The organism is Bradyrhizobium sp. LMG 9283 (genome assembly GCF_045571415.1).
Lineage (GTDB): Bacteria > Pseudomonadota > Alphaproteobacteria > Rhizobiales > Xanthobacteraceae > Bradyrhizobium.
In genome coordinates this window covers 3,325,206-3,340,150 of the sequence record NZ_CP120691.1, presented here as the reverse complement: position 1 = coordinate 3,340,150, position 14,945 = coordinate 3,325,206, and the positions used below count along the sequence as shown (strand labels likewise).

General features: G+C 65.5%; 12 protein-coding genes. 3 read left to right on the top strand and 9 right to left on the bottom strand.

Features of this window, described 5'->3' with window-relative positions:
* Positions 1-8: 8 nt before the first annotated feature.
* The 3 genes from P6U29_RS15530 to P6U29_RS15520 form a co-directional block, all read right to left on the bottom strand.
* A complete protein-coding gene (locus P6U29_RS15530) occupies positions 9-1,013 on the bottom strand; it encodes a Gfo/Idh/MocA family protein (protein WP_407118382.1) in 1,005 nt (334 codons plus the stop codon).
* 182 nt (positions 1,014-1,195) lie between these two features.
* Positions 1,196-2,608, bottom strand: coding sequence for a mannose-1-phosphate guanylyltransferase/mannose-6-phosphate isomerase (locus P6U29_RS15525; RefSeq protein WP_407118381.1), 1,413 nt, complete (start codon positions 2,606-2,608; stop codon positions 1,196-1,198).
* 7 nt (positions 2,609-2,615) lie between these two features.
* Positions 2,616-3,605, bottom strand: coding sequence for an SDR family NAD(P)-dependent oxidoreductase (locus tag P6U29_RS15520; protein WP_407118380.1), 990 nt, complete (start codon positions 3,603-3,605; stop codon positions 2,616-2,618).
* Positions 3,606-3,811: 206 nt separating this feature from the next.
* Here P6U29_RS15520 and P6U29_RS15515 point away from each other — a divergent pair, with 206 nt between their 5' ends.
* On the top strand, positions 3,812-4,771 hold the full coding sequence (locus P6U29_RS15515; protein ID WP_407118379.1) for a lysylphosphatidylglycerol synthase transmembrane domain-containing protein: 960 nt from the start codon (positions 3,812-3,814) through the stop codon (positions 4,769-4,771).
* On the top strand, positions 4,768-5,787 hold the full coding sequence (locus tag P6U29_RS15510) for an MraY family glycosyltransferase (RefSeq protein WP_407118378.1): 1,020 nt from the start codon (positions 4,768-4,770) through the stop codon (positions 5,785-5,787). The genes P6U29_RS15515 and P6U29_RS15510 overlap by 4 nt, the downstream gene beginning before the upstream one ends.
* On the opposite strand, the gene P6U29_RS15505 is transcribed toward P6U29_RS15510, so the two are convergent.
* The 6 genes from P6U29_RS15505 to rfaD form a co-directional block, all read right to left on the bottom strand.
* Entirely contained in the window at positions 5,775-6,722 is a 948-nt protein-coding gene (locus P6U29_RS15505; protein ID WP_407118377.1) for an NAD-dependent epimerase/dehydratase family protein, read from the bottom strand. The two genes, P6U29_RS15510 and P6U29_RS15505, sit on opposite strands and share 13 nt — an antisense overlap.
* A complete protein-coding gene (locus P6U29_RS15500) occupies positions 6,719-7,939 on the bottom strand; it encodes a glycosyltransferase family 4 protein (RefSeq protein WP_407118376.1) in 1,221 nt (406 codons plus the stop codon). Before P6U29_RS15500 ends, P6U29_RS15505 begins: the two co-directional genes overlap by 4 nt.
* A gap of 2 nt (positions 7,940-7,941) precedes the next feature.
* On the bottom strand, positions 7,942-9,855 hold the full coding sequence (locus P6U29_RS15495) for an SDR family NAD(P)-dependent oxidoreductase (RefSeq protein WP_407118375.1): 1,914 nt from the start codon (positions 9,853-9,855) through the stop codon (positions 7,942-7,944).
* 84 nt (positions 9,856-9,939) lie between these two features.
* Entirely contained in the window at positions 9,940-11,226 is a 1,287-nt protein-coding gene (locus tag P6U29_RS15490; RefSeq protein ID WP_407118374.1) for an O-antigen ligase family protein, read from the bottom strand.
* Positions 11,223-12,707, bottom strand: coding sequence for a D-glycero-beta-D-manno-heptose-7-phosphate kinase (rfaE1, locus tag P6U29_RS15485; RefSeq protein WP_407118373.1), 1,485 nt, complete (start codon positions 12,705-12,707; stop codon positions 11,223-11,225). Before rfaE1 ends, P6U29_RS15490 begins: the two co-directional genes overlap by 4 nt.
* Positions 12,708-12,719: 12 nt before the next feature.
* A complete protein-coding gene (rfaD, locus tag P6U29_RS15480) occupies positions 12,720-13,700 on the bottom strand; it encodes an ADP-glyceromanno-heptose 6-epimerase (RefSeq protein WP_407118372.1) in 981 nt (326 codons plus the stop codon).
* 172 nt (positions 13,701-13,872) lie between these two features.
* Between rfaD and waaF the strand changes: the two genes are divergently transcribed.
* Positions 13,873-14,940: a lipopolysaccharide heptosyltransferase II gene (waaF, locus tag P6U29_RS15475; protein ID WP_407118371.1), complete on the top strand. Its 1,068-nt coding sequence runs from the start codon at positions 13,873-13,875 to the stop codon at positions 14,938-14,940.
* Positions 14,941-14,945: the final 5 nt, after the last annotated feature.

Below are 14,945 nucleotides of genomic sequence, written 5' to 3'. Positions count from 1 at the left end.
AGAAGAGATCAGCCGGCGACCCGGCGCGGAGCCTTGCGGGCGGGCGCCGCGGCGGCGGGGCGCGACGGTGTCTCCAGGCACTGCGTCGCGATCTCGAGGCTGGCGACGCCTTCGTCGCCGGTCACTGCCGGCGTCTCGCCGTTACGTACCGCCTTCAAGAACGCGAGCAGCTCGGCGCGGAGCGGCTCATCATGGCCGACCGGCAGATGCCGCATCGAATAGCTACCATCCGGCTTGAAGCCGAAGCACTCGGTGACCTGGCGCGTGAGCAGATCGCCCATCACGTATTTGTCGCGCGTTGCGACCGTCACGCTGCGCGCCTTGAACGGCGTCAGCCAGTTGGTGTTGATGTGGGCAAGCACGCCGCTCTCGGTGCGGAATTGCAACAGCGCGATGTCCTCGCGCTCGGCGACCGCGCTCGACAATTGCGGCTGCACCTCGACGATGTCGGATTCCGTGAACCAGCGGATCAAATCGATGTCGTGCACGGCAAGGTCGATGACGACGCCGACATTGGACATGCGCGGCGGGAACGGGCCGACGCGGGTGATCGCGATGGAGAGAATGTCCTCGCCTGCGATCGCCTGCTTGACCGCGGCGACAGCCGGGTTGAAGCGCTCGACATGGCCGATCATCAGCGTCACGCCGGTCTTTTGCGCGGCGGCGACGATCTCGCGGCCCTCCTCCACCGTCGACGCGATCGGCTTCTCGACCAGCACGTGGATGTTCTTGGCGATGCAGGCGAGCGCGACCTCGTGATGCAAATGGGTCGGCGCCGCGACGGTGACGGCATCGACGCCTTCGGCGAAGAGCTGGTCGAGCGTTTCGAAGCTTGCGCAATTGGCAAGTTCCGTGGCCCGCGTGCGATGCGCCGGCGAGGGATCGACGACGCCGACGAGGCTCACGCCAGGCAGGCCGCTGAGCACGCGTGCATGATTGCTGCCCATCACACCGGCGCCAATGACACCGACGCGCAGGCCGGCCTTTGCCGGTGCAGACCCTTTGGAACTCATCTGAGCAAACCCCGATTCAACGCAAATCCCCGGGCCGCTTCTAGCACGGACGCCACATTTGTGGCGAATGCCGCCCTTGCGGGCCGGACACGATTTGATTCAAAAAGTTACACGTTCCCCGGGCCTTAAGCCGAAAAAGATACCGCTTCTCGGCCCGGGTCGCGTGATTCGGAGTTTGCTGGTTACGACCTTTGATAGTCGTCTTCAATCCGGATGATGTCGTCTTCCCCGAGATAAGAGCCGGTCTGGACCTCGATCAGTTCCAGCTGGATCTTGCCGGGATTCTCCATCCGGTGGACGGCGCCCATCGGGATGTAGATCGACTCGTTCTCGTGCACCGTCTTCACCGTCTCGTTGACGGTGACCTGGGCCGTGCCGCGTACCACGATCCAATGCTCGGCACGATGGTGATGCTTCTGCAGCGACAGACGTCCGCCCGGCTTCACCACGATGCGCTTGACCTGGTGGCGCTCGCCATTGTCGACGGACTGATAGCTGCCCCACGGCCGGTGCACCTTCAGATGCTCCTCGGTGACCTTCGGCGCGACCGCCTTCAGCTTCGTCACCAGGCGCTTCAGCCCGTTGGCATCCTTCTGGCGCGAGACCAGAACCGCGTCGGCGGTAGCGACCACGACGAGATCGTCGACGCCTTCGAGCGCGACCAGCGCGGAATCGGTGGTGACATTGCAGTTGCGGGAGTCCTCGAACACGGCGGTGCCGTGCGCCGCATTGCCCAGCGCGTCCTTCTCGGAGAGCTCCCACACCGCGTGCCAGGAGCCGACATCGGACCAGCCGCACGACACCGGCACCACGGCAGCGCGCGAGGTCTTCTCCATCACCGCGTAATCGATCGAGATCGCCTTCGCCGCGCCGAACGCCTCGGGCTCCAGCGTGACGAAGCCGAGATCGCGGCCGGCATTGTTGACGGCGCTGGTGACGGCCTCGACGCTTCCCGCATCGACCCTGCGATATTCGTCGAGCAGCAGAGCGGCCGGGAACATGAAGTTGCCGCTGTTCCAGAGATAGCCCGAATTGACATAGTCGGATGCCTTCACCGCGTCCGGCTTCTCGACGAAGCGCGCGACCGCATGCACTTCGCCGGAGATCACCTCACCCGGATTGATGTAGCCATATTCGGTCGCCGGCCGCTCCGGCTTGACGCCGAAGGTAACGATGCGACCGGCATTCGCGGCCGCAAGGCCCTCGCGGCACGCCGCGACGAACGCGGCATTGTCCTGCACCACGTGGTCGGCGGCGAGCGCGAGCACGATCGCTTCACTGGCGCGGTTCTGCGCGAACACCGCGCCTGCCGCGATCGCGGGGCCGGAATCGCGCCGCATCGGCTCGAGGATTACGTCGGCCTCGATGCCGATCTCGGCGAGCTGCTCCAGCACCATGAAGCGATAGGACGCATTGGTGATGACAACAGGACGATCGAACAGCGAGGGATCGGACACGCGCAGCAGCGTGTCCTGGAACGTCGAACGCGTGCCGAACAGCGGCAGGAACTGCTTGGGGCGCACCTCGCGCGAAGCGGGCCACAGCCGCGTGCCGGCACCGCCGCACATGATCAGGGGGATTATGCGTTTGTCCATCGTGATCTCAAACCTTGAAGTAGTCGCGATACCAGGTGACGAAATTATGGACCCCATGCTCGATCGGCGTTGACGGTGCAAAGCCGGTGTCGCGCATCAAATCCTCGACATCCGCGAACGTTTCCAGCACATCTCCCGGCTGCATCGGCAGCAATTCTTTGATCGCCGTCCGGCCCAGCTCCCGCTCCAGAAGACCGACGACGTGCATCAGTTCCTCCGGATGATGATTGCCGACATTGTAGAGCTTAAACGGCGCATTTGCGGCAGCCGGATCGTCCGCAGGCACGAGATCGATCAGCTTCGATACGACACGGGTCACATCATCAATATAGGTGAAGTCCCGGCGCATCCTGCCATGGTTAAAGAGCCGGATCGGCTTGCCCGCCATGATGGCGTTCACGAACAGAAACATGGCCATGTCGGGCCGGCCCCACGGACCGTAAATGGTGAAGAAGCGCAGCCCCGTGACCGGCAGGCGATAGAGATGGCTGTAGGACTGCGCCATCACCTCGTTCGCCTTCTTGGTCGCGGCATAGAAGCTCACGGGATGATCGGTACGGTCCGCAACCGCAAATGGCAGTTTTGTGTTGGCGCCGTAAACGGAAGATGACGAGGCGTAGACGAGATGACGACAGCCGTTGTTGCGGCAGCCCTCCAGCACGTTGAGAAAGCCCGCAAGATTGGAATCGACGTAAGTCTGCGGCTTCTCGATCGAGTAGCGCACGCCGGCCTGCGCCGCGAGATGCACGACTTTGGCAAAACGATGTTGCGAAAACAGCGCCGCCATCGTCTCGCGGTCGGCGAGATCGGCCTCGACGAAGGAGAAGCCGGGCGCGTCCCTGAGCAGCGCAAGGCGCGCTTTCTTCAGCGCCGGATCGTAATAGCTGTTGAGATTGTCGAGCCCGACGACGGCGCGGCCTTCGCCCAGGAGCTGCCGGGCGACGTGGAAGCCGATGAACCCGGCCGCGCCGGTAACCAAAATCGCCTGATCTGTCATCCTGTTCCCTAGGATCCGAGCCGCCCCTGTTTAGCCGCCACGTTGACAGGGTCGCAATAGGCTCGCCGCTCCTCATGAGAACTCCGCGCGGCGTCCTTAACGACGGCTATTGCAAGATCGGCGCCAAAACCATACCAAAGCGGCCGAATTCGGCGCCTCGCGTCGGGTTGCCTCAAATCTTCGCAAACCCTGTCCATGCGGGCGAGATGCGCCGAATCCTGTTGTCGACGGCCAAAATCCTGATCTCCGCGGCGCTGCTCTATCTGGCGCTGCGCAAGGTCGACCTGTCCGAACTGTTTTCGCGCTTCACCGTGACCAGCCTGTTCTGGATCGGCGTCGCGATCGCGGTCACGTTCCTGCAGATCTTCATCGGCGCGCTGCGCTGGCGCGAGATCAGCGCCGTCTGCGGCGCGCCGCTCGAGCTCGGCCGCGCCATGCGCTACAACGTGATCGGCTCGTTCTTCAACCAGACCCTGCCGTCGGCGATCGGCGGCGATGCGGTCCGGCTGTGGCTGGTCGCGCGCGCCGGCGCCGGCTGGCGTGCGGCGACCTACTCGATCTTCGTCGATCGCGCGATCGGCCTCATCGCGCTCGCGATCGTGATCGTCGCAAGCCTGCCCTGGAGCTACACCCTCATCACTGATCCGCACGGACGCTCGGCGCTGCTGCTCGTCGACCTCCTGGCGCTCGCCGGCGGCATCGGCTTCCTGATTTTCGGCGCGCTGAAATGGCGCTGGCTGAAAACCTGGTGGGGGACGCATCACATTCACGCCTGTGCCGTGATCGCGAACCGCGTCATCTTCAGCCGCAGCCGCGGGCCGATCATCGCAATCCTGTCGATCCTCGTTCACGTGCTCGCCGTCGTCATCGCCTGGTGCGTCGTGCAGTCCATTGCGGCCCCGGTTCGCTTCAGCGACGTCTTTCTGCTGGTGCCCCCGGTGATGCTGATCACGATGATGCCGATCTCGATCGCCGGCTGGGGCGTGCGCGAAGCCACGATGAGCCTTGCGTTCGGCTTCGCCGGGCTTGCCGCCAATGAGGGCGTCAACGTCTCGCTGCTGTTCGGCGCCGTGTTCTTCATTGTCGGCGCATTCGGCGGCCTGATCTGGATCCTCAGCGCGGAGAAAGCCGCGCAAGGATCGGCCCCGATCGGAGTGCCGGAGTGAGCTCGGCCGCCGATGCGCTCGCCGGCGCGCTCTTGCTGCTTGCCGTTGCGGTCGCTGCGCTGATCTCGGCGCTCGTCACCTGGACCAGCCGCCCCCTGCTCCAGCGCTACGCGCTGGCGCGGCCGAATGCGCGGTCCTCGCATCGCATCCCGACGCCGCAGGGCGCGGGCATCGCGGTGATCGCCGCTACCCTGATCGTCGCCTCGCTTTGGGGGGCCACGGCCAATGTCGCGATCCCGCCGGAGCTGGTCGCCGCGACCGTCGTGATCGCATTGGTCGGCTTCGCCGACGATATCGTGTCGCTGCCGGTGCTGGTGCGGCTGGTGCTGCAGGCAGCCTGCGTTGGCGCAGTGGTGTTCACCGCGCCCGAGACCGCGCGCATCGTGCCGACGCTGCCGCTTCCGCTGGAGCGTGGCCTCATCGTCCTTGCCGGCGTCTGGTTCGTGAACCTCGTCAACTTCATGGACGGGCTCGACCTGATGACGGTGGCGGAAGTCGTGCCGGTCACCGCCGCGCTGCTGCTGCTGGGAATGCTTGGGGATCTCTCGTGGCCGGCCGTGCTGATCGCCACCGCGCTGTGCGGCGCCATGCTCGGCTTTGCGCCGTTCAACCGTCCCGTCGCAAAAGTCTTCCTGGGCGATGTCGGCAGCCTGCCGATCGGCCTCTTGCTCGGCTGGTGCCTTTTGGAGCTCGCCTTTCGGGGGCAGCCGGCCGCGGCGCTGCTACTGCCCGCCTATTATCTTGCAGATTCCACCATCACGCTGTTTCGGCGCATCATCAGGCGCGAACCGTTCTGGTCGGCACATCGCACTCACTTTTATCAGCGTGCGACCGACAACGGCTTCACGGTCAAGCGGGTGATCGGCGAGGCATTCGCGCTCAACCTCGTGCTGGCATTGCTCGCTATCGCCACCGTTCGCGCCGGTTCGATGACGATCACGATCGTCTCCCTGCTCGCTGGCGCGGGCGCGGTCGCACTCGTGCTGCGGCGTTTCTCCCGCGCTCAGGCGTCCTGAGCCGACAACGCGCGCCGCAACCCCTCGTCCAGGGAGACCTCCGGCTGCCAGCCGGTCGCGAGCACCTTGGAGATGTTGAGCTCGAGCGAGCCGATCAGGCTGTCATGCGTATCCTGCCGGCCCATCACGTTGAGCAGCGTCGAGAGCAGCCTCGGCGGCATGCCGAACAGAACCGGGCTCTTGCCAGACGCAATGGCCAGGCGCCGGATGAATTCGGGCGTCGAGACCTGTTCTCTGTCGGCCACCAGGAAGATCTCGAAATTGCTGGCGGGATCGGGATGGCTGAGCCGGCGCAGGATGAACGACGACAGGTTCTGCACGGCAAGGAAGGCGCGCTGGTTGCTGATCGCCGCAAAGGGCAGCGGCAGCCCCAGGCTCACTGCGCGCGTCAGCAGCGCGAAATTGCCCTTGGCGCCGGCGCCATAGACCAGCGGCGGCCTGATCACCGAGATCTTCATATCGCTGTCGCGCGACAATGTCCTCAGGCCCGCCTCGGCCGCTGCCTTGGACATGCCGTAGAGGCCGCGCGGCGTCAGGACGTCGTTTTCGCTGAACGGTGCGCGGCCTTCATTGCTGCGGCCGTGAACGAGAACGGTGCTGATGAAGATGAATTGGCGCACGCCCGCCGTCGCCGCGCAGCGCGCCAAATGCAGCGTGCCGGCGATATTGACGTTGCGGTAGAGCTGGACTGCGTGCTCCTCGTGCTTGTGGTGCACGCGCGCGGCCAGATGGACTACGGCATCGACGCCTTCCAATGCAGCCCCCCAGTCGGTCTCGGGACCGATCGATTCGATCACGACCTCGCCGTCGACACCTTCCGGGCTGCGGACCGCGCGGCGGACCGACCATCCCGCGCGCATGAGCGCCGGCACGAGGTGACGGCCGACGAAGCCGCTCGCTCCCGTCACCAGCACGACCGGTTTACGCTCGCTCATCGCTGCTCCGAAAGGTCCGGGTTGCGCAACAATTCGTCGATCAGCGCGGCATAGGCGTTCATCGCGGTCGTCCTGTCGAACCGGGATGCTGCCTTCACCGCGCGCGCCGCGATGCTGTCGTCGTCGGAACGGAACGCGGCGCGGATCGCTTCGGCGAGCAGGTCGGCACGGTCCGGCGACACGACCCAGCCGAGCCTGCTCTCCACGACCGTCAACGCCGCCTCGGCCTCCGGCTCGGACACCAGCACCACGGGACGACCGACCGCCAGCAGATTGTAGAACCGGCTCGGCACCGACACGCCCGCAACGTTCTTCCGGTACGGAATGATCCAGAGATCGGCGGCGGCCAGAAACGCCTCGAGCTCGGAATCCTCGACGCGCCCGACAAAGGAGACATTGGAGAGGTTCGCCGCCGCCTGCAACTGCTTGAGCCGTTCAAAGCCGATGCCCCAGCCGGACAGCAGGAAGTGAATGTCCGCCTCGTCCTTCAAAAGCCGCGCCGCTTCGAACACGATCTCGGGATCGTGGGTGAAGCCGAGATTGCCCGACAGGCCGACGATGAAGCGCGCGGGAATCGCCTTGCGGAACGGATTGTCGGACGTGACCGGCCGCGGCGCGGGCACCAGCGTCGCCCAGTTCGGGATGAAGCGGATCTTGCTCCGCCTCATCCCGGAATAGCTGAGCAGCGGCCGCTCCGCGTCTCGGCCGATGGTGATGACGGCATTGAGCGCGCGGAACATCAGGCTGTTGGCGGCGCGCATCGTCCGCGTTACGAACGAGCCAGGCTTCAGGAGGCCCGCCATCACCAGCACATCGGGAAAGAGGTCGTGCATGATCAGCGCCGAGCGCGCGCCCCTGACCCTTGCCGCCGCTGCCACCGCATAGGGCAGCATGAACGGCGCGGTGACCGTGAGCACGACGTCCCCTCGCCTCAGCTCCCGCACCAATGCGAAGAACGTGCGCGCCGCGAACAACAGCTCGGAGACGCCGCGCCGCACCAGCGCCGCCTTGCCCGCCATGCGGTTCCTGATCGCGACGACGCGCGGCTTGCCCGAGCCGGTCTGCGCGGCCGGCAATGCACCCGGCGAGCCTGAGAGCACGACGACCTCGTGCTCGGTGGCAAGCCGGCAGGCGATCTCGGCCATGATCGCCGCCGTCGTGCTCGGGTCAGGCGGATAATGCTGGCTCGCGACGACGATCTTGCCTCTGGGCTGCATGATCAGGCTGCGGTCGACCCGAATTCGGGCACCGCGTCCTTCAGGATGGTCCTGATGGTGGCGCGATCATCGCGCGCGATCGCCTGCTCCAGCGCCGCGATCCATTTGCGCAGCGTCTGCATCGGCGGTTCGTTCGGCTGCGCGGCCATGATCCCGGCGACGCCGATCTCGCGGGTCGGCTCTTCCGAGGCGAACAGGATCTCGTGCAGGCGTTCGCCCGGCCGCATGCCGGTGAACACGATCTCGATGTCGTAGCCGGGCTGCAGTCCGGACAGCCGGATCATGCGCTCGGCGAGATCGACGATCTTCACCGGCTGGCCCATGTTGAGCACGTAGACCGAGACGTCATGACGCTGCGTTCCAAGCGCGTGCGTGGCCGCGGTGATGACGAGATCGCAGGCCTCGCGAATGGTCATGAAGTAGCGGACCATGTCGGGATGCGTCACGGTCACCGGGCCGCCGGCCTCGATCTGGGCCTTGAACTTCGGCACCACCGAGCCGTTCGAGGCCAGCACGTTGCCGAACCGGACCGAGATCAGCCGCATCGGCGGCTTGGTCCCGCGCACCCCGGCGGCGAGGTCGTGATCCAGTGCCTGGCAGTACATCTCGGCGAAGCGCTTAGTCAGGCCGAGCATCGACACCGGCTCGATCGCCTTGTCGGTCGAGATCATCACCATCGCCTCGGCGCCGGCCGCCACGGCGGCATCCGCAACGTTAATCGAGCCGAAGATGTTGGTCTTGACGCCCTCGCTCCAGTCGCGCTCGAGGATCGGAACGTGCTTGAGCGCCGCCGCGTGGAACACGATATCAGGCTTGAACTCCGCCATCAGGCGCATGATGCGCTCGCGGTCGCGAATGTCGGCGATCCGTCCTTCGATCTCGGCTGCCGCGCCTTGCGCGGCAAGCGCTTCCGTGATCGCGTAGAGCGCCGGCTCCGAGTTCTCCACGATCAGGAGCCGCGCGGCGCCGAAGGCGACGACACGCTCGCAGATCTCCGAACCGATCGAGCCGCCGCCGCCGGTGACGATCACGGCCTTGCCGTTGATCAGCGCTTCCAGGCGCGCATAGTCGATCTTTTCGCTCGGCCGCAGCAGGAGGTCCTCGACAGCGACGGCCGTGAGCCGCGGCGTGTCGCCGCTCTCCAGCGAGGGCATCCGGTTGACGATCACGCCCAGCTTGCGCGCCCGCATCAGGATCGATTCCGGATGAGTCTCCGGCTCGAATGCCGAGGGCGTCATGACGAGTCGCGCGATCGGCTTGTTGCGCTTGGCAAAGTCCGCGATGACGTCTTCGACGTCGTCGATCCCGCCCAGCACCGGCACGTTGCGGATGAACTGGCCGCGGTCGGCGCTCGACGGTGACAACACGCCGACCGGCCAAATGCCCTTGATCGCCCCGCTCTCGATCCCGCGCAGCAGCACCTCGGCATCCGCGGCGCGGCCGATCAGCAGCGTAGGCGCGGCATGATCGGTCCTCGCATGACGACGCACCCGCGTATAGCGGAAGTAGCGATAAGCCATGCGCAGCGCGCTAAGGAAGGAGATCTCGAGGAACCAGTAGAGGACGATCGTCACCTTGCCGAGGAAAAAGGCGCCGCGGACATTGGGGGCGACGAAGATGTAATCGAGCACGAGCAAGGCGACCGTCAGCACGGTCGCGACGCGGATGATGTTCAGCGCGTCGGGCAGCGAGATAAAGCGCCATTTCGTGGTGGTCAGGTTGAAGAAGAAAAACACCACCACGCTGAAGGCGAGGAAGTAGGGCAGGATCTTGAACAGCAGCGGCAGGCGGTCATAGAAGTAGTCGCCGCCCTCGAAACGCAGGTAGAAGGCGGCAAAAAGCGCCGCCGTGGTCGCCAGCAGGTCGTGGAGCGCGATAAGGAAATTGCGCAAAGTGAGATGCGAAAGACGCGTCATCCGCCGACCGATGAAAACCCAGTTAGATGCAACCTGACCGCGCTGATAGCTCATCTGGACAAGACTTGCCAGCCGCGCGACAGCTCAGGAACCGGCTTCCCCCATCTTCGCCTCGACCTGTTGTGCCCGGATCACCATGCCGCCGGCGACGCCGACGCCGATGACGTACATCCAGCCCTCATGAAAGTCGAACAGATGGGAATTGAACAGCGAGGTGAAGACGTTCTGCACCACGACCAGGAGCCCGATCCAGTTGGCAAGCCCGTCGCCGCGAAACAACCGCAGATGCAATATCCAGATCGCGTAGAGAATGGCGATGCCGATCACGCCCCATTGCACGGCAACGTTCAGCGTCTGATTATGCGGGTTGCCGATCACCTCGGCAGACGCCTGGTACTGACCGGCGGGCGTCGCGACGCGTTCGAACAATCCGCGGGTCGAGCCGGTGCCATGCCCTTTGATCGGCGCCTCCGCGAAGAAGCCGAGCGACTTGCGCCAGAATTCGAGCCGCAGGCCCGCCGAGGTCGGTTCGCCCTTTTCCATGTAACGCGTGTAGTCGTCGGAAAACCTCTCGGCGGTATGGCGCAAATACGGCGAGGCCTGCCAGGCGAGAACGGCGCCGACGAGCAGCGCGGCGGAGATGAGCGCGATATTGCGCCATTTAAGGTGAAGCAGCGCAAACACGCCGAACATGATCGGAATGGTGACGAGCGCGGTGCGTGAAACCACCACGAATGTCATGTTGATGAAGAAGCTCAGCGCCAGCACGGTCAGCAGCCCGGCGAACCAGTATCGCTTCTCGCGCAGCAGCATCACGATCGGATAGGCGAGCGCGACCGCGCAAAGCGCAAATTCCTGGCTCTGGTCGATGTAGTTCTTGACGAAAATGCCGCGCTCCATGGGGTCGGTCTTGAGCGCGAGGTTCGGATAGAAGGCGACCAGCCAGGACATCACCGACAACAGGGCGCAGGACACCAGGAACGCGACGAAGACCCAATGGCCCCGCGGCGAGCGCTCGAAATGATAGAGCAGGACGGGCAGCACGAGCAGCTTGACGGTCGGATTGACCGCATAGAAGCGCGCGCCCCAGGCCGCATCCGACCACAGCGTCCCAACCAGCGCGAGCAGCACCAGCGCGATCGGCGCCGCACAGATCGGACGCTTCAGCGATTGCAGGAAGGCGCCGAAGTCGAGGAACGGCACCACGCAGAGCAGCATCAGCGCGTTGAAGATCCCCGCAAGCGACGTCGACCAAGGCAGCGAGGCCGCGGTCAGGATCGCAAACAGATCGACTGTGTCGCGCCAGGCCGCCGGACTGCGCAGGCGCCGCCGCAACATGTGGCCGGGGGTCTCTCGGGCAAGCACCGTCACTTGTCCCCTCCCCGCGCGCGATGAACCAGTGCCGTCGTGCTGAAGCCCTGGAGAATGTCGACCAGTACGACCGTTCCGCCCGCGGCTTCGACGACCTCGTGGCCGACGACCTGCTCGCGGGTGTAGTCGCCGCCCTTCACCAGCACGCCGGGCTTGATCCGGGTGATCAGCTCGATCGGCGTGTCCTCCGCGAAAATGACGACGAGATCGACCGCTTCGAGCGCGGCGAGCACCTCGGCACGCGCGCGCTCGTCCTGCACCGGACGATCGGCGCCCTTCAGCCGCCGCACCGAAGCGTCGCTGTTGAGCCCCACGATCAGGCGATCACAGGCGGCGCGCGCCGCGGTCAGCACCTTGACATGACCGGGATGCAGGATGTCGAAGCAGCCGTTGGTGAAGCCGACGCGCAGGCCCTGCCGGCGCCACTCGGCGAGTTGCGCGTCGAGCGCGCCCGGCTCGAGCACGATCTTCTCCTCGGCCGCAAGATAAGCGTGCGGCAGGATCTTGCGCCGCAGTTCGGCCGTGCTCACGTTGGCGGTGCCCTGCTTGCCGACGGCGACCGCAGCGGCGGCATTGGCGACGCGCAGCGCCGTGTCCCAGTCCGCGCCCGCCGCGAGCGAGACCGCGAGCGCGGCGGCGACGGTGTCACCGGCGCCGGAGACGTCGCGCACCTTCACCGGGAAAGCCGGAACGTGAACGGCCCCGCCACCCCGCGGCACCAGCGTCATGCCGTGCTCGCCCTGGGTGACCAGGATCGCATCGCAATCGGCGAGCCGCATCACATCCTCGCTGGCCTCGACGATGCTCTGCACCGTCTCGGCGCGACTACGGGTCGCTTCCGAGAATTCCTTGCGGTTGGGCGTAAGCAGCGTAGCGCCGCGATAGATCGCCCAGTTCAGACTCTTGGGATCGACGATCACGGGCTTGCCGAGCTTTCGCGCGGCATCGATGGTGTGGCGGATCACGCGCGCCGTCAGCACGCCCTTGGCGTAATCGGACAGCGACACGATGTCGGCGCGCGCGATCTGCGGCCGGATGGCATCGATCAATTTCGTTTCGACGTCATCGGACGCAGGCAGCGCCTGCTCCCAATCCGCGCGCAGCATGTGCGTGGAAAAATGCTCGGAGACGAAACGGACCTTTCGCGTGGTCGGCCGCGAGGGGTCGCATACCAGCACGCTTTCGATGCCGGCTTGCTCATTGAGCGCCACCTTGAGCCGTGCACCGGCCTCGTCCTCGCCGACGAGGCCGACGAAGATGCAGCGCGCGCCGAGCGAAGCGACATTGCGCGCAACGTTGCCGGCGCCACCGATGTGGATCTCGCTGCGTTGGGCGGCGATGACAGGCGCCGGCGCTTCCGGCGAGATCCGCGACACCTCGCCATAGACGAACTCGTCCAGCATGATGTCGCCGATGCACAGCACCGTGCGGCCTGAGATGGCTTGCGCGAGGGCATCGAAATCGAGAATGGGCGTCGGCATGGTCCAAGGGCCTCAGCGAAAGCGATCGGGCCGATCGAGATAATCCCCGACATAGGCCTTCACCGCGTCCTCGAGCGTCGTGAAGCCGCCGTTATAGCCGGCGCGGAGCAGACGATCGACCTTGCTCTGGGTGAAATACTGGTAGCTGTCGCGAATCTGCTCGGGCATGTCGATGTATTCGATTTTGGGCTTGGTGCCGAGCGCCGCATAGGCAGCCAGCATGAGGTCCTTGAAGCTGCGCGCCTTGCCAGTGCCGACGTTGAACAGGCCGGACACCGACGGCGTGGCCAGCAGCCACATGATGACGCGCACGACGTCGTCGACATAGATGAAATCGCGGCGCTGGTCGCCGTCCTCGATGCCTTCGCGATGCGACTTGAACAGCTGCACGACGCGGCCTGCCCTCACGTCGTCGAAGCGCCGCGCCAGCACGCTCATCATCGAACCCTTGTGATACTCGTTCGGGCCGAACACGTTGAAGAATTTCAGGCCGGCCCATTGCGGCGGGAGCCGATCGCCGCGCGCGACGCGTTCGGCGACGGCGAGATCGAACAGGTGCTTGCTCCAGCCGTAGAGATTCATCGGCCGCAATTTCTTCAGCGCCGGCAGCGAGGCGTCGTCGTCAAAGCCTTCCATGCCGTCGCCATAGGTCGCCGCCGAGGATGCATAGATGAACGGCACCGCGTTCATCGTGCACCAGTTCACAAGGCGCATCGACAGGCGGAAATTGGTCTCGATGACGAGGTCGCCGTCGATCGCGGTGGTCGCGGAAATCGCCCCGAGATGGATCATGCCGTCGAGCTTGCGGCTCTTCAGCCAGCCCTCCAGCTCGGCCGGGGGAACGATATCCACAAGCTGCCGCTTGGCGAGGTTGCGCCACTTGCCCTCTGTGCCGAGCAGGTCGCAGACCACGACGTCGCTGCGGCCAGCCCCGTTCAGCGCGGCCACGACATTCGATCCGATAAAACCGGCCCCGCCGGTCACCAGCAACATTCCACCTACCTGCCCGATTTTCTTAAGGTCCGACCCTGCCGTAGCGCATCATCCGCCAAAGTGTAAGCATTTTGGGCAGGCGCTTTTGGACTCGCGCTCTCCCTGCTTTACGTCCTGGCCCGGAGCGGCTAACCGAACCGCCACATCAGCTCGCCTTCGCCCCTATTAACGAATGAACAAAGATTCGCAACTTAGTGGACATGCAGATCGGGACGACACGCGTCCGATTCTGATCATCCCCTACATGTGGATCGGCGATTTCGTCCGAAATCACACCGTGGTGCGGGTCCTGAAGGAGCGGTGGCCGAACCGGCCGGTCGATCTGCTGACCACATCCCTGTGCGCGCCGCTGGTCGATTACATGCCCGGCGTCCGGCAGGGGATCGTCTGGGACCTGCCGCGCAGCCGGCTCGCCGTGGGCCGGCAGCTCGGACTGGCAAAACTCCTGCGGAAACGGAACTACGGCACCGCCCTGGTGCTGCCCCGGACCTGGAAGGCGGCTATCGCGCCGGCGCTGGCCGGTATCCCCGAACGGGTCGGCTTCGTCGGTGAGTTCCGTTTCGGGCTGATCAATCGGTGGCGCTGGGGCGAGAAGAAGCTGCCCCGCTTCATCGACAAGAACGCCGCCCTCGCCCAGCCCGACGGCGCCCCCCTGCCAGCGGAATGGCCGGTGCCGCAACTGCGCGTCCCGACCGAGGACATCGCCCGCTGGCGCGATGCCAATGCCCTCAGCGCCGGCGCCGCAGTGGCGCTCGCCCCCGGCTCGGTCGGGGTCTCAAAGCGCTGGACCTATTATCCCGAAGCCGCCCGCCTGCTGGTCGAGTGCGGGCTCGAGGTCTGGGTGGTCGGCGGCCCCGCCGAAAAGGGGCTCGCCCAGGAGATCGTCGCGGCCGGCGGCCCGGGCGTGCGCGACCTCACCGGCAATGATCTGCGCAACGGCGTCCTCGCGATGGCCGCGGCGGGCGTTGCGATCTCCAATGATTCCGGTCTGATGCACATCGCAGCCGCGCTCGGCACGCCCACCATGGGCATCTTCGGCCCAACCAGCCCCTATCTCTGGGCGCCGCTGAACGGCCTCGCGGCAACGGTGGTGCAGGACAAGAGCGAGCTCGCCTGCCAGCCCTGCCAGAGCACGATCTGCAAGATGAACGACCACCGCTGCATGCGGGCTATCGCAGCGGCGGAGGTGGTGGGGATTGCGCAGCGGGTGCTGGGGGAAGCGGCGAAGGCGAAGAGCTGAGCAGG